General features: G+C 69.2%; 21 protein-coding genes and 2 pseudogenes. 14 read left to right on the forward strand and 9 right to left on the reverse strand.

What is annotated here, in order from left to right; all coding sequences use genetic code 11:
• Positions 1-3: 3 nt before the first annotated feature.
• From rpsD to OXM57_02075, 4 genes and pseudogenes are all read left to right on the forward strand, one after another.
• A complete protein-coding gene (gene rpsD / locus OXM57_02060) occupies positions 4-621 on the forward strand; it encodes a 30S ribosomal protein S4 (protein MDE0351468.1) in 618 nt (205 codons plus the stop codon).
• 104 nt (positions 622-725) lie between these two features.
• Positions 726-1,664 carry a DNA-directed RNA polymerase subunit alpha gene (locus OXM57_02065; protein MDE0351469.1) on the forward strand — a complete coding sequence of 313 codons (939 nt, stop codon included), beginning with the start codon at positions 726-728 and terminating at the stop codon, positions 1,662-1,664.
• Positions 1,665-1,667: 3 nt separating this feature from the next.
• Positions 1,668-2,015: pseudogene (gene rplQ, locus OXM57_02070) on the forward strand (50S ribosomal protein L17).
• Positions 2,016-2,309: 294 nt separating this feature from the next.
• Positions 2,310-3,224: a DNA-3-methyladenine glycosylase 2 family protein gene (locus OXM57_02075; GenBank protein MDE0351470.1), complete on the forward strand. Its 915-nt coding sequence runs from the start codon at positions 2,310-2,312 to the stop codon at positions 3,222-3,224.
• 35 nt (positions 3,225-3,259) lie between these two features.
• On the opposite strand, the gene OXM57_02080 is transcribed toward OXM57_02075, so the two are convergent.
• Positions 3,260-4,144, reverse strand: a complete 885-nt coding sequence (locus tag OXM57_02080) for a hypothetical protein (GenBank protein MDE0351471.1) — start codon at positions 4,142-4,144, stop codon at positions 3,260-3,262.
• Positions 4,141-4,923: a 6-phosphogluconolactonase gene (gene pgl / locus OXM57_02085; protein MDE0351472.1), complete on the reverse strand. Its 783-nt coding sequence runs from the start codon at positions 4,921-4,923 to the stop codon at positions 4,141-4,143. The genes OXM57_02080 and pgl overlap by 4 nt, the downstream gene beginning before the upstream one ends.
• A gap of 45 nt (positions 4,924-4,968) precedes the next feature.
• Between pgl and OXM57_02090 the strand changes: the two genes are divergently transcribed.
• Entirely contained in the window at positions 4,969-5,622 is a 654-nt protein-coding gene (locus tag OXM57_02090) for a dienelactone hydrolase family protein (GenBank protein ID MDE0351473.1), read from the forward strand.
• A gap of 109 nt (positions 5,623-5,731) precedes the next feature.
• Here OXM57_02090 and OXM57_02095 read toward each other — a convergent pair whose 3' ends face one another.
• On the reverse strand, positions 5,732-6,175 hold the full coding sequence (locus OXM57_02095) for a ribose-5-phosphate isomerase (protein MDE0351474.1): 444 nt from the start codon (positions 6,173-6,175) through the stop codon (positions 5,732-5,734).
• A 191-nt stretch (positions 6,176-6,366) separates the two neighbouring features.
• Here OXM57_02095 and OXM57_02100 point away from each other — a divergent pair, with 191 nt between their 5' ends.
• The 5 genes from OXM57_02100 (at position 6,367) to OXM57_02120 (ending at position 9,933) form a co-directional block, all read left to right on the forward strand.
• Complete coding sequence (locus OXM57_02100) at positions 6,367-7,155, forward strand: hypothetical protein (protein MDE0351475.1); 789 nt, start codon at positions 6,367-6,369, stop codon at positions 7,153-7,155.
• A 204-nt stretch (positions 7,156-7,359) separates the two neighbouring features.
• Positions 7,360-7,644 carry a NifU family protein gene (locus OXM57_02105; protein MDE0351476.1) on the forward strand — a complete coding sequence of 95 codons (285 nt, stop codon included), beginning with the start codon at positions 7,360-7,362 and terminating at the stop codon, positions 7,642-7,644.
• A gap of 81 nt (positions 7,645-7,725) precedes the next feature.
• The gene (gene meaB / locus OXM57_02110; GenBank protein MDE0351477.1) at positions 7,726-8,469 is read left to right on the forward strand and encodes a methylmalonyl Co-A mutase-associated GTPase MeaB; all 744 of its coding nucleotides are present in this window, start codon (positions 7,726-7,728) and stop codon (positions 8,467-8,469) included.
• Positions 8,470-8,788: 319 nt separating this feature from the next.
• A complete protein-coding gene (locus OXM57_02115) occupies positions 8,789-9,562 on the forward strand; it encodes an enoyl-CoA hydratase-related protein (GenBank protein ID MDE0351478.1) in 774 nt (257 codons plus the stop codon).
• Entirely contained in the window at positions 9,559-9,933 is a 375-nt protein-coding gene (locus tag OXM57_02120; protein MDE0351479.1) for a hypothetical protein, read from the forward strand. Before OXM57_02115 ends, OXM57_02120 begins: the two co-directional genes overlap by 4 nt.
• A gap of 46 nt (positions 9,934-9,979) precedes the next feature.
• Here OXM57_02120 and OXM57_02125 read toward each other — a convergent pair whose 3' ends face one another.
• From OXM57_02125 to OXM57_02140, 4 genes are read right to left on the reverse strand one after another with little or no spacing between them, the layout of a single operon-like run.
• A complete protein-coding gene (locus tag OXM57_02125; GenBank protein ID MDE0351480.1) occupies positions 9,980-10,423 on the reverse strand; it encodes an SRPBCC family protein in 444 nt (147 codons plus the stop codon).
• 38 nt (positions 10,424-10,461) lie between these two features.
• Positions 10,462-11,784 carry a peptidoglycan DD-metalloendopeptidase family protein gene (locus tag OXM57_02130; GenBank protein ID MDE0351481.1) on the reverse strand — a complete coding sequence of 441 codons (1,323 nt, stop codon included), beginning with the start codon at positions 11,782-11,784 and terminating at the stop codon, positions 10,462-10,464.
• Positions 11,781-12,572: an MBL fold metallo-hydrolase gene (locus OXM57_02135; GenBank protein MDE0351482.1), complete on the reverse strand. Its 792-nt coding sequence runs from the start codon at positions 12,570-12,572 to the stop codon at positions 11,781-11,783. The genes OXM57_02130 and OXM57_02135 overlap by 4 nt, the downstream gene beginning before the upstream one ends.
• Positions 12,569-12,943 (reverse strand): FxsA family protein, encoded by a 375-nt coding sequence (locus OXM57_02140; protein MDE0351483.1) that lies wholly within the window; start codon positions 12,941-12,943, stop codon positions 12,569-12,571. The genes OXM57_02135 and OXM57_02140 overlap by 4 nt, the downstream gene beginning before the upstream one ends.
• A gap of 138 nt (positions 12,944-13,081) precedes the next feature.
• Between OXM57_02140 and selA the strand changes: the two genes are divergently transcribed.
• Both selA and selB read left to right on the forward strand, forming a co-directional pair.
• Positions 13,082-14,437 carry an L-seryl-tRNA(Sec) selenium transferase gene (gene selA / locus OXM57_02145; GenBank protein ID MDE0351484.1) on the forward strand — a complete coding sequence of 452 codons (1,356 nt, stop codon included), beginning with the start codon at positions 13,082-13,084 and terminating at the stop codon, positions 14,435-14,437.
• Positions 14,425-16,209, forward strand: a complete 1,785-nt coding sequence (selB, locus tag OXM57_02150; GenBank protein MDE0351485.1) for a selenocysteine-specific translation elongation factor — start codon at positions 14,425-14,427, stop codon at positions 16,207-16,209. Before selA ends, selB begins: the two co-directional genes overlap by 13 nt.
• A gap of 99 nt (positions 16,210-16,308) precedes the next feature.
• Here selB and OXM57_02155 read toward each other — a convergent pair.
• A pseudogene (locus OXM57_02155) lies at positions 16,309-16,545 on the reverse strand (WhiB family transcriptional regulator).
• A gap of 187 nt (positions 16,546-16,732) precedes the next feature.
• Positions 16,733-17,974, reverse strand: coding sequence for a hypothetical protein (locus OXM57_02160; protein ID MDE0351486.1), 1,242 nt, complete (start codon positions 17,972-17,974; stop codon positions 16,733-16,735).
• A gap of 122 nt (positions 17,975-18,096) precedes the next feature.
• On the opposite strand from OXM57_02160, the gene OXM57_02165 reads away from it, so the two are divergent.
• Positions 18,097-18,450 (forward strand): response regulator, encoded by a 354-nt coding sequence (locus OXM57_02165; GenBank protein MDE0351487.1) that lies wholly within the window; start codon positions 18,097-18,099, stop codon positions 18,448-18,450.
• A gap of 133 nt (positions 18,451-18,583) precedes the next feature.
• Positions 18,584-19,858 (forward strand): hemolysin family protein, encoded by a 1,275-nt coding sequence (locus OXM57_02170; protein MDE0351488.1) that lies wholly within the window; start codon positions 18,584-18,586, stop codon positions 19,856-19,858.
• The last annotated feature ends 125 nt before the right edge of the window (positions 19,859-19,983 follow it).

A 19,983-nucleotide genomic window follows, 5' to 3' on the forward strand; every position in this document is an offset into this window, starting at 1 on the left:
ATCGTGGCGCGTTACCTCGGTCCCCGCACCCGCAAGAGCCGCCGTCTCGGCCAGCTGCTCGACGACAACAAGTCGAAGTACTTCGACCGGCGCCCCTACCCGCCGGGCGAGCACGGCCGGCGCCGGGGCAGGCGGAGCAACGACTCCGACTACCTGCACCAGCTCAGGGAGAAGCAGAAGATGCGCCAGATCTACGGCGTGCTCGAGCGGCAGTTCCGCCGGTACTACCGGGAGGCGGCCCGGCTGAAGGGCATCACCGGGGACAACCTCCTGCAGATCCTGGAATGCCGGCTCGACAACGTGGTGTACCGGTCCGGCCTGGCGAGGACACGCCCCCAGGCCCGCCAGCTTGTCAACCACGGCCATTTCCAGGTCAACGGCCACAAGGTGGACATTCCCTCCTACCGGGTACGGGCCGGAGACATGGTGACGGTGAAGCCCAAGTCCAGGGAGATAATCGTGATTCGCCATGCCGCGGACACGGCCGGCGACCGCCGGGTTCCGGAGTGGTTGGAGGTCAGCCTCGACGAGCGGCGCATCCAGGTGATCGACGTCCCGAGCCGAACCCAGATCGACACGGCGGTGCGGGAGCAGTTGGTTGTCGAGCTGTACTCCAGGTGAGGCTTGTCCGGTAGCCGTGCCCTGCGCCATCCCATTCTCTGTCCGATACGCATTCTCCGACAAGAAGTGACCCTCGAGACCTAGGGGAAGAAACCTTGCAAGCGTTGGTTGTTCAACGTCCACAGATCGAGATGACACCGGTCAACGAGACCCGTGCCCGGTTCGTGATCGAGCCTTTGGAGCCGGGTTTCGGCTACACGCTCGGCAACACCCTCAGGCGGACGCTGCTTTCTCGGATACCCGGTGCCGCGGTGTCCTCGATAAGGATGGACGACATCTACCACGAGTTCACCACCGTCAAGGGCGTCAAGGAGGATGTGGTCGACATCATCCTCAACGTCAAGCGCCTGGTGGTGCGGATGACCGACCCCGAGCCCCTCACGGTCCGGTTGTCGGCCACGGGTCCGGGCACGGTGACGGCGGCCGATCTCGAAGCCCCGACCGGGGTGGAGATCGTCAACCACGACCTGCACCTCGCCACCCTGGAGGAGGGTGTCCACCTCGAGGCCGAGATGGTCGTGGAGCAGGGAGTGGGCTACCGCACCGCAGTCTCGGACCGGCACGACGCCATCGGCATGATCCCGATCGATGCCATCTTCTCCCCGGTGCGCAACGTCTCCTACCGGGTCGACAACACGCAGGTCGGCCAGATGACCAACTTCGATCGCCTGGAGATCGACATCGAGACCGACGGCTCGCTGGAGCCGAGCGAGGCGCTCTCGTCGGCCGGCAAGACGCTGCGCGAGCTGCTCAGCCTGTTCGCCGACGTGGGCGAGGGCATCGGTCTGGAATTGGGTGACGTGGCGGTTGTCGAGACCGTCTCGCAGGATCTCGACCTGCCGGTCGAGGCCCTCGATCTCTCGGAACGCCCCCGCAACTGCCTGAGGCGCGCGCAGATCGACACGGTGGGCGAGCTCACCAAGCAGACCCGCGAAGACCTCCTCGACATGACCAACTTCGGGCAGAAGAGCCTCGAGGAAGTGATCGCCAAGCTCGACGAGCTGGGGCTCGGTATCGCTCCCTCACGGGACCGGAACAGCTAACCGATGCCCAGACCGAGGAAGGGCAAGCGCCTGGGCGGTGACCCCGCCCACCAGAAGGCCATGCTGGCGAACCTAGCCCAGTCCCTGATCTGGGACGAGCAGATCACCACCACCCTGACCAGGGCCAAGGTGCTCCGCCCCTATGTCGAGAAGATCATCACCAAGGCCCGCCGTGGCGATCTCCATTCCCGCCGCCTGGTGCTCAAGGACCTGTCGGACCTGGAGGTGGTGACCAAGCTGTTCGACGAGGTCGCCCCGAGGTACCAGGGACGCCCCGGCGGCTACACCCGCATCGTCAAGATCGGCCCCCGCCGCGGCGACAACGCCGAGATGGCGGTCATAGAACTCGTCTAGCGCCCCGAGCCGCTACAAGAACGCGAAAATCGCGCCATCCCGGTGGTCCGCACCGGGCCCTCCCCCGCCACCACCTTTCCTGGTTCGGAGCGTGGTCGGCCATGCCCGGCTGGCTGCCGGGAGTCGGCTGTTCGCTCCATCGAGCTGTCGTGTTCCCTCGGGCCGGCCGTTCCGATCGGTCTCACCTCATCGGCCGGTGTAGGTGCTTGGCGATAGACAAGATATAGAAAGCCTGTGACACGTTTCCGACTCCCCTGTCCGAGAATGGGGGTTGGCTGTTAGCTTGGCCGTATGCCGGCCGCGCTAGCAGGGCGATCCCGCACCCGGGTGTTAACTCTGAGCCGGGCGCTGGATCTCCGCGGCACCCTGGTGGTCAAGGGGCTGAAGGGTCCGGCGCTGCGGGCCGGGGCGGACGGCCTGTGGAGGGCCACCCGTACCGCTTCGGGGCCGGCCACGGTGCGGCTGCGGATCGAGGACCGGAAGCTGGTTGTTGATGCGTGGGGCGAGGGGGCCGAACTCGCCCTGGAGCAGGTACCGGCGTGGGTCGGGGAACAAGATGACCCCGCCGCGCTTGTCCCCGCCCATCCCGCGGTGGAGCGAGCGGCGAGGCGGGGGCGAGGGATGCGCCTACCGGCCGTGGGCGGGCTGGTCGAGGTCCTGATCCCGACCATCCTGGCCCAGAAGGTGACAGGGATCGAGGCGGGCCGCAGCTACCGGCGGATGGCCGGACGCTACGGCGAGCCGGCGCCGGGCCCGACCACGTTGCTGCTACCTCCGGACCCGGACTGCCTGGCCGGGCTCCGGTACTACGACTTCCACCCGCTCGGGGTGGAGCGGCGCCGGGCCGAGATCATCCTGCGGGTATGCCGGGACGCCGACCGGATCACCGCCATCAGCGAGGGCCGCCTGGCCGGTGTTTACGAGTACCTCCACCGGATCCCGGGCATCGGTCCCTGGACCAGCGCCTCGGCGCTGGGGGTGGTGCGGGGCGATCCGGACGCGGTGCCCGTGGGGGATTTCCATCTGCCCAATACTGTGGCTTGGGCTCTGGCGGGAGAACCGCGCGGGACGGATGAGAGGATGCTGGAGCTCCTGGCTCCCTACGAAGGGCAGCGGGGCCGGGTGGTCCGGCTGCTGGAACGCTACGCGGGACGTGCCCCCGCCTACGGACCCCGGCTACCCCCTAGGGACATCCGCCGGCATTAGTCCCGGTTCTCCATGTTTCCCGGCTCGGGGTCGGGCTAGCGGGCGTGTTCCTCCGCCCAGCGTTCGAGCAGCAGATGGATCGCCCAGTTGCCCCCGTCACCCCACGACTCGACAGCCGCCCGTACGTCCGGTTCGGGCAATACCTCGCCCTTCTCGGCGCCCATCACGTAGCGGGAGACCACCTTGCGGACGCCCAGATCGCCGGCGGGGACCACGTCGGGACGGGCCAGGCAGCGGGCCAGGAACCATTCCGCCGTCCACCTGCCCACGCCGCGCAACTCCACCAGCCGGCGGATCACCGTCTCGTTGCCGTCCTCCTCGAGTCCGTTCAGTTGGTCCGCCGCGACAGCCCCCGCCACCCCCACGATGTATCCGGACTTCCGGGTGGTGAACTGCATGGCCCGGATGTCTGCCGGGTCGGCCACGGCCAGCTTCTCGGCGCCGGGGAAGCGCCACCATCGAACCCCGTCCATCTCCACCTCGGTGCCGTAGCGCCGGATCAGGCGGCTCATGGTGGTGTTGGCCCAGCGCATGTTGACCTGCTGGGCGCTGATCGAGGAGACTAGGACCTCGAGGCCTGCCGGGTTGAGAGGGATGCGGTAGCCGGGCATGCGCCGGAGCTGGTCGGCCACGGCCGGAACCCGGCCCGCCACCTCCTCCAGAGGCGATCGCGGCAGCGTCTCACCCAGCCGGAACCGGGACTCCTCCACCGCTGCCTCCAGGTCCCGGCGGGTACCGGTCCCCACCTCGATGCTGCCGTCCTCCACCTGGCGGATGCGGTAGGGAAGCCCGTCGGCGGTGGTCCGGTACAGGTAGCCGTTCGAGACGGCGCCCAGCAGATCCGCTCCATACCTGACGAAGCGGGCGATCGAAGCCCCCAGGTCGATCGGGTTCCGGGGCGTCCAACGGGCGGTGCTCACGGCAGGTCGAGCCCTGCTGCGGCGGCCCGATCCACCAACCAGGTGACCGGCGCCGCGCCCTCCATGAGACGGCGGGCCGGGAGCGGGCGGTCGCCGGTGGGCTGGAGCACCTCAGCCACGGCGGCGGCCTTGGACCCGCCCGACACGAGCACGTAGACGGCGGCGGCCCGGTGCGCCAGGGGGTAGGAGGCGGTGAGGCGCCACGGTTGCGCGGCCGCCACCTCCGTGGCGACATACCACCGATCGGTGACGTCCAGCGCATCGCTGCCGGGGAACAGGGACAGGGTGTGGCCGTCCCCTCCCATACCGGCCAGGATCAGGTCGGGGCACGGCCCCCGGGCATTCCCTCCCATCGAGGCGAGAAGATCCGCTTCGTAGAGGGCGGCGGCTTCGGGGGCGGACCGGTCCGCCGCCCAAGGCACCCGAAGGAACCTGGCCTCGGTGCGGTCCAGCAGCAACCGCCCGATCATGGCGCCGTTGCTGTCCTCGTGGTCGGGCGGAACGTAGCGTTCGTCCCCCACCCACCCGCAGACACCCGACCATGGGATGTCCATCGTGGCCAGCCGGCGATAGGTGGCCACCGGGGTCGATCCGCCCGCCATGGCCACCGACACCAGGCGCCCACCCGCTGCCCTGGCCTTGGTAACTTCCCGCCTGATGAGCGAGGCGATCATGGCAGCGGCCCCGGCGGCGAGCGCGGCCCCGTCCTCGAACACCCGCACATCGGCCCGGCCGATCTTCACGCGATGTTGTGTTATCTGTTGTTGTGTTCCGTCCATGACCGGAACCCTAACGGGGGGTTGCGACACACAGGAGATCCTGAGTTGACCCGGCAGGTCACCATCGAATCGGGCGCCGGCTCGGTGACCGGCCGCTGGCGGGTTCCCGAGGGATCGCGGCGCGCCGCGGTGCTGCTCGCCCACGGCGCCGGGGCCGGGCAGGACCATCCGGGGATCACGACCATTGCTGAAGGGCTGGTCAGCCAAGGCCATCCGGTGCTGACGTTCAACTATCCCTACATGGAGGCCGGACGCAGGTTCCCGGACCGTCGGGAGACGTTGCTGCGATGTCACCGGGCGGCGGCGGCCTGGCTGGGGGACCGATGCGGCCGATTCGTGATGGCAGGGCGCTCGATGGGCGGGCGCATGGCCTCCTACCTGGCGGTGGAGGGTCAGCCGTGCGCCGGTCTGGTGCTGTACGCCTACCCGTTACATCCGGCGGGTAAGCCCGGCCGGTTGCGAGCCGACCATCTACCCCGGGTGCCGGTTCCCATGTTGTTCTTCACCGGCCGGAAGGACCGGTTGGCCCTGCCCCATCTGGTGGAGGCGCATCTGATGGGGCTGGAGCGGTCGGTGGTGGAGATCATCCCGGATGCCGACCACAGCTTCCGGGTGCCGAAGCGGACCGGCACCACCCAGCGAGAGGTCCTGCGCACTTTGGCGGAACGCACGGCCCGGTGGATCGAGGACCTGGCATGAGGACGGCACCCCTTGATCTAGATGATTAGCTCCCAAGAGCTTGTGGCCAGTGACCAGCTGTTAATATCACCCAACATAAACTAGCAACTAGCAACTAGCAACCAATCAGCTAGCGGCTTTCGTCCAATTGGGCGATCTTGGCCAACCGGCGGCGGTGGCGCTCTTCCCCTGAGAAGGTGGCGCCCAGGAAGGCCTCGACCAGCTCCACCGCTACGTTCGACCCGACCACCCGGCCGCCCAGGCACAGCACGTTGGCGTCGTCGTGTTCGACCCCTTGGTGGGCCGAGTAGTGATCGTGGGCGAGCGCAGCCCGCACACCAGCCACTTTGTTGGCGGCGATAGCGGCGCCGACCCCCGACCCGCACACGATTATGCCCCGGTCGGCCTCCCCACGCCTCACCGCCTCCGCCACCGCGATCGCCAGATCGGGGTAGTCGACAGGGGCGGTGGAGTGGGTGCCCAGGTCGATCACGTCGTGGTCGCCTCGCAGGATCGAAGCGAGGTGCTCCTTAAGTGGGTAGCCGGCGTGGTCAGCGCCGATCGCGACTCTCAACTCACTCCTAGAACGCCAGGATCGGAGGATACCGGCTCGCCGTCCTCCAGCGGGCCCGCAGCGAGCAACCTTAGGTTCAGGATGTGGTGGGGCGCGTTGTGAGCCTTAGGTTCGGGGGTGTGGTGGGGCCGCGTGGTAGCACTACCCGGTCGCCGGGATTCCGCGTGGTCGCCCACTCCTAGAATCGGCGCATGGCAGAGTTCCAACTCCGGCCTCTGGACACGGGCGGGGTCTTCAAACAGTCCATTGCCGCCTACCGCCACCGCTTCGGCACGCTTATGGCTACGGCCGCGGTGCTCGACCTCCCCTATGCGGTGCTCTACTACGTGCTGGCGGACGAACCTCCTCCGCTTTCTGCCATACCGACCAACGAGGAGCTCTCGGCGTTCGTCGGTGCCCTGGGACCCTGGCTGGTGATACGCCTGCTGATCACGAGCATCCTGTTCGCGGCGGTCATCCGGACGGTCGGCGAGACCTATGCGGGTGTCGAGTCGTCATGGCGCGATACCACCGCCGCCGCGATCAGCCGGATGGTGTCCCTGGCCGTGGTGACGGTCCTGTTCTGGTCGGGGGTCACGCTCGGTTCGGCCCTGTTCGTGTTTCCGGGGTTGTTTCTCGTGGTGGCATGGTGCGCCACACTGAGCGCCGTCATCATCGAAGGGGCCGGGCCGCTCACCGCGTTCGCCCGCTCCTGGGTGATCACCGCCGGGCGCCGGATGGCCATCTTCGGCGTCCTGGCCACCACGTCGGCGCTCGTGATCGTGGCCAACCTGGTACTGGTGGTGGTACTCGGAGCGGTGCTCGGCTCCGTCATCGGTGACGCCGGTGCGTTGCTGGCATCGGAGATCGCCTGGGTGATCACCCAGCCCTTCATCGCCGTGGTGCTGGCGGTTCTCTATCTCGATCTGCGGGTTCGCAAGGAGGAGTTGGACACCGACTGGCTCTCCCTGCAGATCTCGGCGACCTCCTTCGACAGTTGAGGGCGCCGGCAGTGCGCGTACGGCCGGCCTACCGTCTCTGACCCGGCGATCCGCCACGAGCCGGCGGGCTGAGAAGGACGTTTCCCGGTACCCTCCCGGCGGGGTATCCTGACGGGTGGGCCGGTTCAACTCCGTTCCGCAAGCCTGTTCCGTTCGCAAGTCCGCAAACCTCCGCTAGACCCCTCGTAAGGATGCATCCCACCCATGAGCGCTACCGAGACCGCGGTAACCCTCCGCCCGTCCGTTCGTGAAGAACGGGTCGAGGTCGATCGCGACCTGCTCGATTCCACCCTGGAGTACATCCGTCCGGCCCTCCAGTACGACGGCGGCGACCTGATCCTGGAAGGGGTGGACGAGGACGGGACGGTGAACCTGAACCTGGTCGGGGCTTGTAGCGGGTGTCCGATGTCGATGATGACGCTCACGGCGGGTATCGAACGGATCCTCAAGGATCGGGTCCCCGGCGTTACCGCCGTCAACGCCATCTGAGCCGAGCCTGCCCTCGGTTGCCGCATCGGGCGTGTAGCAATGCCGACCGGGGCCAGCCGACCGACCCCCGAGCCTCTAGCGGTGGGCGAACGGGTGGAGCGGGTTCGTAACGGCGACCGGCGCGCCCTGGCTCAGGCCATTACCGCCGTGGAGGAGGATCCTGCGGCGGCTGGCGACCTGCTGGAGGCATTCACCGCGCTCGCCGGCAGGGCTTCGAGGATCGGCATCACCGGCGCGCCCGGTGTGGGCAAGAGCACCCTTGTCTCCACCCTGATCTCCGCCATCCGGACGGAGGAGCGGACGGTGGCCGTGATCGCCGTCGATCCCTCCAGCCCTCTCACCTCCGGAGCTCTCCTGGGTGACCGGATCCGCTTGCAGGACCATGTAGACGACCCGGGCGTGTACGTGCGGTCGGTGGCGGGCCGGGGCCATCTGGGAGGCCTGTCGGAGGCGGTCCCTCGCATCGCAACGGTGTTGGAGGGAGCCGGCTTCGACCTGCTGCTGATCGAGACCATCGGCGTGGGCCAGTCCGAGGTCGAGGTGATGCACCATGTGGACACCACGGTGGTGGTGGTGACGCCGGGGTGGGGCGACAGCGTCCAGACCGCCAAGGCCGGAGTGCTGGAGATCGGGGACGTCTACGTGGTCAACAAGGCGGACCTCGCAGGCAGTGCGTCGGCGCGCCGGGACCTGGAGGTGATGCTCGCCATGGGTCCGGCCCGGTCCTGGAAGCCCCCGGTCCTGGAAACGGTGGCCACCGAGGGTGTCGGCGTGGGCGAGCTATGGCGAGCTGTCGAGGCGCACCAGGCCCACCTCCGCGGATGAGGATGCCCTGCCGCAGGCCCGGACGCTCACGTCCGGAACACCACACGAGATGCGGCGAGCCTGTCTAGTCCTGATTATTCCTGTTCCCAGCACACCGACGTGGATCAGGCCACCTCAACCGCATCACTTATGAAGTAGCCCACCTTCGCCCGGCGGTGGTTTCGCACCGGCCGGAAGTTGAGGCATTCGAGACCCCTTATGTCCAGGTCAGGAGCACAGAGCACTCGTTACCGTCACCCGTACAAACCCCTATCCATGAATAATCGGGGCTAGCGAGCCCGCCGATCTAACCTGTCGGAACCCACAGCGAGGAGAGGTCTTGGAATACGCGTCGTACACCACACGGGATGCGGTAGGGGTCATCGAACTGACCCGTCCTCCGGTCAATGCCATCTCTGCCAGGGTCGTGCGCGACCTCGACGAGGCGTTCGATCGGGCGTCCGATCCCGAGGTCCGGGCTGTGGTGATCACCGGCCGCCCCCACTTTGCGGCGGGTGCCGATATCAACAAGTTCAAGCAGGCGCACGAGGAAGGCGCCGGCGCCCGTTCTCTCGAGGCGGACCGGCTGGGAGCCGTGATCCGTCGCATGGAGTTGATGACCAAGCCGATCATCGCGGCGGTGTTCGGCTACGCGCTGGGCGGAGGACTGGAGCTGGCGATGGGCGCCGACTTCCGCTACATGGCCGAGGACGCTCGGGTCGGCCAGCCCGAGATACTGCTGGGGATCATCCCGGGCGCGGGGGGCACCCAGCGCCTCACCCGGCTGGTGGGCTTCAACCGGGGCCGGGAGATCATCTACTCGGGCCGCCATGTGGGCGCCGAGGAGGCGCTCGCCATCGGGCTGGCCGACAAGGTGTTCCCGTCCGAGGTCCTGCTGGAATCGGCGCTGGAGTATGCGGCCACCCTGGCCGCCGGTCCGGCTGTGGCGCTGGGAATGGCCAAGCGGGCCATCAACGAAGGTTGGGGAAGCCCGATGGATGAGGCCCTCGCGGTGGAGGCGGACGCCTTTGACACGACCTTCGCAAGCGATGACGCCCGGGAAGGGGTGCTGGCCTTCCTGGAGAAGCGAACGGCACGGTTCAAGGGCACGTGAACCGGGCGTTCCGGGCCGCCGGAGGGCCGGTGGTAGCGCTCGCGGTGCTGGCGGGCCTGGTGGTGCCGGCCTGCGGCGGGGAGGAGGACCCCGACGGCTACGACGGGGCGATCGACTGCGGGTCCCCGGCATGGTCGTGGGAGACCGAGTACGACCGCACCCATGAGGCGGAGCCGACCCCCTACGACGCCATGGTGGGCTTCGCGTCCGCCTATGACGACCGGTCGCCCTACGTGCATGTGGAGAGTGCCCGCACCGCCACCGTGGTGATCGACGGCGCCGAGGTGGTGTTCGTGCGCGTGCTGGAACTGGCCACCGAGACCTTCGCCGCGGTGGAGGCCCACGGGTGCGCCGGCTTCGAGCCTACCTAGTTGCTAGTTGCTAGTTGCGTTGGATACCACTGACCACTGACCACTATCAACCCTCGATCCTCCGCCTCAGCGTGGCCAGGTTCTTGGCCCACACCCGTCTCAGCACCACCCCGCCCACCAGGGCTGCGGCCGGGCCTCCGAGGAGCCAGGGGAAACGGATCCGCTCGCGCCACACCAGCCGGGTCCGTCCGGGGCTGGGTGAGGAGAGCTCGAAGCGGCCCTCACCCCCGAAGAGGCCCGTGTGCCGGCCGGCTACCGTGAGCATGGGCTTGATCTCGGTGATCTCGAAGCGGTCCATGGTGCGGAGCGGACCGATCCGGGTGTCGATCAGCAACACCGTGCCGGGTCCCTCCCTCTGGTCGGTCGCGAAGCGGATGGCGTGGGCGTCCTCCATCCATTCGGTGTGGGCGGCGAAGTCGGTCACCTCGGCCCAGACCCGATCCACCGGCGCATCGATCTCCACCGCGACTCCGGTGCGAACCTCCGACAACCCGGCTACCCATCTGCACAGGCGGCAGGAAATACCCGTCAACCGCACAGCTCCCGGGCCAGCGGGGTCGGGTTGACGGCCCCTCCCCGGTCGGGGTGGAACTCCCAGTGCAGGTGGGGGATGTGGGCGGGGGCGTTGCCGGTGGTTCCGACGGTTCCGAGCACCTCCCCGCGGGAGACCATCTGGCCGACCGCCAAACCGGGGGCCCAGGCGTCGAGGTGGGCGTAGTAGTAGCGATCGCCCCCGAGGCCATCCAGCCAGACGGCGATGCCGCCCCGACTGGTGTTGGACATCCGATGGATCGTTCCGTCCTCCACCGCTACGACCGGGGTGCCCCGGTCGGCCAGCATGTCCACGCCCTCGTGCTTCCTCCCGCCCGAGCGGGGCGCCCCCCAGGTGTCGGTGAAGCTGTGGAACCCGTCCACCGGGCACGCCATCCCGCCGGACGGGGGATCGTCCGTCACCGGCCCGCCGGCAGGAACGGTGGTGGGAGGTGCGAGGGTGGTGTCGGTGACGGCGATCTCCGTGGTAGTCGTCGTGGCCACCGTGGTGGGAGCTGTGGTCACGGCGACCGTGGTGGTGGTGGACGAGGTGGTGCTGGTGGCCAGGCGCTCCGCCTCCGCCTCAGCCTCCGCCTGGGCTCTGGCCTCCGCCTCCGCCTGGGCTCTGGCCTCCGCCTCGGCCCGGGCCTGGGCCTCCGCTTCCGCCTGGGCTCTGGCCTCCGCTTCGGCCCGGGCCCGGGCTTCGGCCTCTGCCTGGGCGATCTCCTGCACCCTGCGTTCCTCGAGGCGGAGATAGGCCTCCTGGCCGGCCGCGAGGCGCTCGCTCAGACCGACCGACACTTCCTCCAGGCGATCCAGCAACTCCTGCTGCTCCTGGCGGCTGAGGCGCAGTTCGTCGGCGGCCTCGTTCAACTGGCGGGTCAGCACCTCCACCGCGTTGAAGAGCACCTGGTCCTGCTCCCGGGCATCGTCGAGGTACTCGGTCCTGATGTCGAAGTCCGAGAGCGAGGCGGCGATCATCAGGGCCGCCAGGTCGTTCCCGGCCGCGCCGCTCATGTAGAGGTCCACGGCTCGCTCCCGTATCTGGTCCTGGAGTCGCCGCTGCTCCACCCCGTAGGCGGCGATCGACGACTCCAGGCTGGAGATACGGAACGCGAGGTCGGCCTCCGCCGCCCAGGCCGTCTGGTACTCGTCGGTCAGCTGCTGGACCTCGGCCTGGATACTGGCCAGCTCCGCCTCGACCCGGGCCAGCTCCTCCTCGGTGGTCTGTGCCGGCGCCGGTACCGCCGCGGCGGACACCACCAGCACCAGCGCCGTGACCGCCATGAGCGACCCTCGTCGGGGGTGGGCTCTGGTCACGGAACAACCGCCTCCCGGACGGCCACGATCTCCCCGGTTCCCTCCCCGTACTCGAGAGAGATCGTTCCCCGGCCAGCCAGGTGTCGGAGGTGGGCGAGCGCCGAGCCCGCCGCGGCGGAGCGCAGGCGAGGATCGACCTCGCCGTACACCGCCTCAACCACCGCGGCGACCGTGCGGGCGCCATCACGGACCGCTCGAAGGATCTGGGCCTCCCGCTCCCGCCGGTGGGCGATGTACGCGGCGATGACCTCGGCGGCGTTGTCCATCCGGCTGCCGTGGCCCGGGAGCAGGCGCCCCGGCCGGAGTGCCCGGATCCGGTCCAGGGACCGGAAGTACTCGCCCATGTCCTCGACCAGCACGGTCGATCCGCCGATGATGTGATCCCCCGTGAACACGGTGCCTCCCATCCGGTAACAGAGGTGGTCGGCCGTGTGGCCGGGAGTGTGGACGGCGGTCAGGACGGCCTCGCCGAAGCGGAGCCGGTCGCCATCCCGGAGGCGGCGGCTCGGGCTGAACCCCGGTCCGGATGCGTAGCCGTAGGTGTGGACACCGAACTCGGCGGCGAGCGGATCGGCCAGAGGAGCATGGTCGGGATGGGTGTGGGTCACCACCACGCCCCGGAGGCGGAGATCTCCGATGGCGGCGACGATGGCCCGGCGGTGGGACTCCTCGGGTGGTCCGGGGTCGAGGACCACGCAATCGCGGCCCGATGCGATCAGGTATGTGTTGGTTCCCGGTCCGGTCATCGGCCCGGGGTTGGGGGCGAGCAGCCGATGGACTCCGGTCACTCGATAATGACCACGCGCGGCTGTAGTAAGCGAACCCCCAGACGGCGGAGCCCCTCGCGGACGAAGGGAACCATAAGGGCGAAACCCACCGCGTCGGTCAGAAAGCCGGGCGTGAGCAGGAGCGCCCCTCCCACCAGTACCAGGGCGCCATGGACCAGTTGCCGGCCCGGTAGGGCGCCCGATGCCAGGTCGGTCTGGAGGCGGCGCCAGACCGAGAAGCCCTGCTGCCGTACCAGGAACGCTCCGGCGATCGCCGTGATGATGATCCCCAGGACCAGCCAGCCCAGCCCGATCCACCGCTCCACGTAGATGAACAGCACCAGCTCGAGGATCGGCACCACGATGAAGGCCGCACCCAGAATGACTCCCATGGGGCCAGCTTATTCCCCGGACCCCATTATCCGATGTCCAATCCAGGGATGCCCCCGACAGCGGGGCCGGCCGCACCGCCCATCCCCCCTTTTCCGGCGCCTCCCGGCCTCGGGTCCGGCCACCGGTATCATTGTTCGATGCCCGACCTGCGCCGCCTTCCCTCGGTTGGTGCGCTGGTGCATGATCTGGTCGCCCGGGTCGAGGACGGCCTGCCGGTGGCGCTGGCCACCGAGATCGCCCGGCGCAGTATCGAGGAAGCCCGCGCCAGCGCCCTGGAAGGTCGCTCCGTAGACCCGGCGGTGACCGCCCTTCGCGAAGCCGCTCGCCTGTCCAGGTTGCGCCTGCGACCGGTCATCAACGCCACCGGCGTGATCCTCCACACCAATCTGGGTCGAGCCCCGCTCCATCCGTCCGCTGCCGCGGAGGCGCGCCGGGCGGCCACCGGCTACGGCAACCTCGAGTTCGATCTGGATGGGGGGCGCCGCGGTTCGCGGGCCGCCTACCTGTCCCGGCTGATGGCTCATCTGACCGGCGCAGAGGCTGCGCTGGTGGTGAACAACAACGCCGCCGCCCTCTTCCTGGTTCTCAACACGCTGGCCGCCGGCCGCCCGGTGCCGGTCTCCCGGGGCGAGCTGATCGAGATCGGGGGCTCCTACCGGTTGCCCCGGCTGATGGCGGCCTCGGGAGCGCATCTGGTGGAGGTCGGGACCACCAACCGGACCCGCATCTCCGACTACGAGGAGGCGATCGGCGACGGCGCCGCCATGCTGCTCAAGGTCCATCCATCCAACTACCGGGTGGTGGGGTTCGCGGAGGAGGCCACCGTCGGGCAGATGGTCGGCCTGGGTGGGCGCCTCGGCCTGCCGGTGGTCTACGACGTGGGGAGCGGGCTCCTCGACACAGAGGTTCCGTGGTTGGAGGGCCCACCCCCGGCCTGGATCGGTGATGAGCCCGGAGTCCGGCAGGTCCTCGCCGAGGGCGTCGACCTGGTGACCTTCTCGGGCGACAAGCTGTTCGGGGGATGCCAGGCGGGGATCATCACGGGACGGGCCGATCTGGTGGCCGGACTCAAGGCCAACCCGGTCGCCAGGGCGGTCCGGGTGGACGGCTCCGCCATCGCCGCGCTGACCCGCACCGCCGAGCTCTACGCCGAGGGGAGGGGCGGCGAGGTCCCGTTCTGGGAGATGGCCGGCCGTTCCGTCGCCACCCTGACCGAGCGGCTCGAGCGGCTCGCCGCCCTCGCGGGAATAGTCCCCGACGTGCGGATGTCGGAGGCCGTGCCGGGCGCCGGGTCGGTCCCCGGCATGGCCGTACCCTCGCCGGTGCTGGTGCTGGAAGGCCGCGGCGAGGATCTGTGGCCGGCCCTGGTCGGATCGGATCCGCCCGTGGTGGCCCGCCGGGCGGCCGGTGACCTCCTCATCGACCTGAGGGCCGTCGGTGCAGACGACGACACCGTGCTGGCCGCCGCCTTGCGGGCACTATGCCGGTCATAGGGACCGGCGGTCACGTCGATCACGGCAAGTCCACCCTCGTCCAGGCCCTGACCGGACGCGACCCGGATCGCTGGCGCGAGGAGAAGGAGCGGGGGCTCACCATCGACCTCGGGTTCGCCTGGGCGATGATCGGCGGCCAGGAAGTCTCCTTCGTGGACGTTCCGGGCCACGAGCGGTTCATGAAGAACATGCTCGCCGGTAGCGGGGGCTTCGACGTGGCGCTGCTGGTGGTGGCAGCCGATGAGGGATGGATGCCCCAGTCGGAGGAGCACCTGGCCGTCCTCGACCTGCTCGACATCCGCCACGGGCTGGTCGCGCTGACCAAGACCGACCGGGCCGACGCCGATCTGATCGAGCTGGCCACGCTGGAGGTGGAGGAGCGGCTGTCGGGCACCTCCCTGGAGGGTTGCCCCATCGTCGGCGTGTCGGCGGTGACCGGGGACGGCCTGGACGATCTCCGGGCGGCGCTGGCGGCGGCGATCGCGGCGATGCCCAGCCATCGCAGCAACCGCACCAGGCTGTGGATCGACCGGGTGTTCCCGATGGCGGGTGCCGGCACGGTGGTGACCGGCACGCTCGTCGGCGGGTCCATCGCGGTGGGCGACGAGGTGGAGGTCCTCCCCGGCGCCGTCACGGGACGGGTGCGCTCCTTGCAGGCTCACGAGGCGGAGCGGGACCGGATCGGAGCCGGAACCCGGACCGCAGCCGGAGTGGCCGGGCTCGACCGGAGGAAGGTGGCCCGGGGTTGGATGCTGGGGCGGCCCGGTGAGTGGGTGCCGAGCGATCGGTTCCTGGTAACCCTCCGCACCGCTCGATACGTGGACCACCCTCTGTCGAGGCGGGGGGCCTACCAGATGCACCTGGGTAGCGGGGCCTGGCCGGTGCGCCTCTTCTCCGTCGGCGAGATCGATGACCGGACCGTGGGCGTGCTCCGGACCGAACAGCCGGTGCCGGTCCGGATGGGCGACCGCTTCGTGCTGCGCGACGTGGGAAGGCGCCTGATCGTGGCCGGAGGGCAGGTCGTGGAGCCGGTCGCGCCGCGCAAGGGACGGGATGCCCGTAAGGCTGCCGCCGCTCTCCAGCCCGTTCTCGGGATGGACCCCGACCGGCGCGCCGGCGCGTTGCTCGGATGGCGCGGCGCCGAGAACCCGGCGGTGCTGGCCGCCCATTCGGGAGGAGGCAGGCCCGACCGTGGGGTGGTGGCGGGCCGGTCCCTGCTGAGCGAGGACCATGGCGGCCGGCTGGCCCGGCGAGCCGGGACCATCGTGGCCGGCTTCCACGCGGACAATCCCCTGCGTCCGGGGATGCCCAAGGCGAGCCTGGCCAGCGCGCTAGGGGTCGATATCGACACTCTCGCCGCCGTGCTGCCGTTCGATGATCGGCTCGTCCAGCGGGAATCCGTGGTGGCGCTGGCGGGATTCCTTCCCGAGCTGGATCGGTCCGAGGAGGAGGAGTGGGATCGGATCCGGAACGACCTCGAATCAGCGGGCCCGATGGTGCCCAGGCTGAAGGAGATGGCGGTCGATCCCGAGCTCCTGCACGCGCTGCTCAGGGAAGGGCGCCTCGTCAGGATCTCCGAGGAGCTGGTCTACCTGCCCGGCCAGGTGGACGAGCTGGTCGCCCGGCTGGCCGACCTCCCCGACCGCTTCACGGTGGCGGAGTTCCGGGACGCCACGGGGCTGACCCGCAAGTACGCGGTGCCGTTCCTGGAGTGGGCCGACCGGCGCGACATAACCACCCGCTACGGCAACGAGCGTTCCGTCAACCGTTAGTGGTCTGTCTGTGGAACGGCGGTGTGGTGTGACCGCCAGAGCAGCAGGTTCTTCGCAGACAGGCCACTAACCACTCGCCACTGGCCGGGATCAGACCGTGAGCAACTCCCGCCGCTCCGCCTCGGTGTATCCGCCCCAGATCCCGAACGGCTCGCGGATGCTGAGGGCGTAGTCGAGGCACTCCTGCTTTACCGAGCATGCGTTGCACACTGCCCGGGCTCTGACTTCTCTCCGCTCCCGGTCGTCCTTCCTCTCGAAGGTGCTGGGGGGGAAGAAGAGGTGTGAGTAGTTGTTGCGACATCGCGCGTGGAGATGCCATGAGTCGTCGTAGTCCATACGGTGGACCGCCTCCTACTCCGCCTGAGTTGTACCTGGAAAGTACCAGTGGAATCACCCGCCTGGAAGGGGTGTTTTTCGCGTTCTGCCCCTCGAGCACTAGCTCCAAGGATGGAACGGGGTGGCGTGTTCTCGTTCTCTTCCGATATTGACTAGCAACTAGCGACTAGCAAGTGACAACTAGAAACTAGACCGGATCCACCTCGAGAACCGGGCCGTCAACCGCTCGCACCACCACCGGATCGCCCGGATCGAGGCCCGCCTCCCGATGGGCGGTGGCCTGCCACCGGGCGCCCTCCACCTCCACGACCCCATCGGGATCGAAGCGGGTGATGGCCACGCCCGCCCGGCCGATCAGGTGGCGGCGGCCCATGGTCGGGGTGGAGAAGCGAGCCCGGGCCACGGTCCTGATCCCTATCACGTAGAAGGCGGTCACCGAGACCGTGATCACCGTCACGACCCACCACGACGGTTGGATCTGCGGAGCGGCGTCGGTGAAGTAGAGGCCGCCCACCAGCATCGCCACGGCGCCCAGGGCGGTCAGCGGCCCGGCCCGGCCGCGCTGGAAGTCGGCTGTCATGAACCAGATGCCTGCCAGGGCCAGCCCGACAGCCCACCCCCGCAGCGGGAGGACGGCCAGGCCGTAGCCGCTGATCAGCAGCATGAGGGCCGCCACGGCCGCGGCGATGCCGGGCCCCAGGGCGTAGAACTCGAACACAACCACCGCCAGTCCGGCCACCAGGAAGAAGAAGGCAGCCTCCGCCCCGGTGGCCAGCTGCAGCAGCCTCACCCCGATGGAGGGTTCGTAGAAAACCGTCTCGATGGCGGCGGCGCCGTCGGCGGTGGAGCGCAGCGTTCGGAGGGTGACGAACTCGCCGCGGACTTCCACGGTGCGGCCCTCCAGTTCCACCAGCAGGTTGCTGATCGACGGCGCCACGATCTCCACGAGGCCCTCGGCGGGCTCGGCGACCGTGAAGGCCGACTCGGCGAGACCGTCGAGCGGTCCGGACCCGACCGGGCGGTGCACGGCGTCGCCGGCCAGGACAGGCTGCGCGTACCCGATCCGCACTCCGGGAGCAGCCGCCTTGATCGGGGCGGAGGCCAGCAGGTGAGCGGCGCCGCCGAACGCCGAGGCCGGCGCCGGCCCCACCCACACCACCAGAGGGAGCGGCGGGTCGGCGATCCGGGCCGCCAGCTGGAGCAGGCCGCCTGAGAGGGTGGCGCGGGAGTCGAGCTGGATGACGGCGGCGGTGGCGCCTCCCCGGGCGGCGGCCTCCACCCGGTCCGAGACGAAGTCGAGGGCGGGCCGGTCCAGGTTGCCGCTGACCTCGATGATCTCTATGTGACCGCCCGGCTCGTCCGCGACGACCGGGCTTCCGAGGACTAGGAGGAACGAGGCGACGAGAAGGGGAGGGATGATGCGGGACACCGCCGACCATGTTAGAGGGCACGCGTGTTGCCCCCGCCGGACGGTGCCGGCGCGACCTGCAGCCCTTGTGGCCAGGGACGAGCCTTTATCGGTCCGGGCATGGACTCGCTACAGTTGAGGGCGTGAAAGTCCTGCTGGTGTCCGACGCCTCCTGGGTGCGGAACCAGGTACGCGCCGCCCTGAGCGGATCGGCCGAGATCGTGGAGGTCACCGACCCCTACCAGGTCGAGACCGCCGCGCCCGGCACCGATCTGTCCATCGTGGACATGCAGGTCGGCTCGATGGGGGGAATGGCGATCACCCGCGCTCTCAAGGCCATCACGCCCGCCACCGGGCCGATCGTGTTGCTCCTCGACCGCTCGGCAGATGCCTTCATCGCCAAGCGGGCCGGCGCCGACGGGTGGCTGGCCAAGCCCTTCAGCGCCCAGGATCTGCGGAGGACGCTGGCGGAAGTGGCTCCTGTAGGAGCGTATTGAAAAGACTTCAGTTGGCCCGTAACCGGCGCCATAACCCCGGGCCGAGGCGTGGCAGGCCAACCCATCACCGTCGTTGCCGGAACGCCCCTAGGGGCGACCGGCTGACCGGACGATCGCCGCTCCCGGTGCACGTATGACCGACACTTACCAAATGGTTCTGTGGGCCATATTCTCCCTGTGCCTCCTGGCGTCCGGCTTCCTATCGGGTAGCGAGACGGCGCTGACCGCCGTGGCGCGGGAGCGGGTCCAGCAGCTGGCCGCTACGGGCAGGCGCGGGAGGCGGCTGGAAGGCCTGGTCGACGACCTGGAAGGCTCGATCGGCACCATCCTCGTGGCCAACAACTTCGTCAACATCCTGGCGACTTCGGTGGCCACCGCGCTGGCGTTCCAGCTGGTGGGCGAGACGTGGGGGACGATCCTGTCGACCGTGGTGGTGACCATCCTGGTGCTGGTGATCGGGGAGGTGACTCCCAAGACGCTGGCGGCGCGCTTTCCGGAACGGTACGGGATGACGGTGGCGGTGGCGGTGTGGGCCCTGGCGGTCGGGCTCAAGCCCATAGCCGGGGTGTTCATCGGCCTCGGCCAGGGAATCCTCCGGTTGCTCCGCCTTCCCGCTCGGAACGATGCGGGCGTCACGCCGGCCGACGTGCGGGCGCTGGCCGTGCTCGGGGAGCGGGGTGGCGAGATCGAGCCGGGCGAGCGGGAGATCATCGAGCGCCTGTTCGAGACGGCCGACCAGCCGGTCCGCGATGTGATGACGCCGCGGGTCGACATCGTGACCCTGACCCTGCCGGTTACCTCGTCCGACGTCCGGGAGGCGGTGGCCAGGACGGCTCACTCCCGCTTTCCGGTGGTCGGCGAGGACGGGAATCCGGACTCGATCCAGGGGCTCCTCTACGCCAAGGATGTGCTCAGCCATAGCGAGGAGTTGGATAGCCGCCGGGTCTCGGGCCTGCTCAGGACTCCCTACTACGCGCCGGAGAGCGCCTCGGTGATGAGGGTGCTGGAGGACCTGCGTGTCCGGCGCATCGGGTTCGCCATCGTCACCGATGAGTACGGAGGGGTGGACGGGCTGGTGACGATCAAGGATCTCGTCGGGGAACTGGTGGGGGAGCTCCAGGACGAGTACGACCCCCGCGTACCCACGATCCTGCCGATCGGGCGGCAGGTGTGGCTGGCGGATGGCCGGACCCCGATAGACGAACTGGAAGAGGCAACCGGTGCCGAGGTCGAGGACGGGCCCTATTCCACCGTGGCCGGGCTGTTTTTGAGCCTGTCCGGAAACATCCCGGCGGAGGGCGACCACGTCAACTACGAGGGACTCCGGCTCACGGTGCTGACCATGGACCGGCGCCGCGTCTCGAGGATCCGGGTGGACGCGACCGGGAGCGCACACCCTCCTGCGTAGGCGGCGGACGGGGTGTCCGCCGGGCGGGGGACCGGGTATGATTGTTGCTCCACACGGGCAGTGGCGCAGCTTGGTAGCGCGCTTCGTTCGGGACGAAGAGGTCGTGGGTTCAAATCCCGCCTGCC

The sequence above is a fragment of the bacterium genome (assembly GCA_028820935.1).
In the GTDB taxonomy this organism is placed as follows: domain Bacteria; phylum Actinomycetota; class Acidimicrobiia; order Spongiisociales; family Spongiisociaceae; genus Spongiisocius.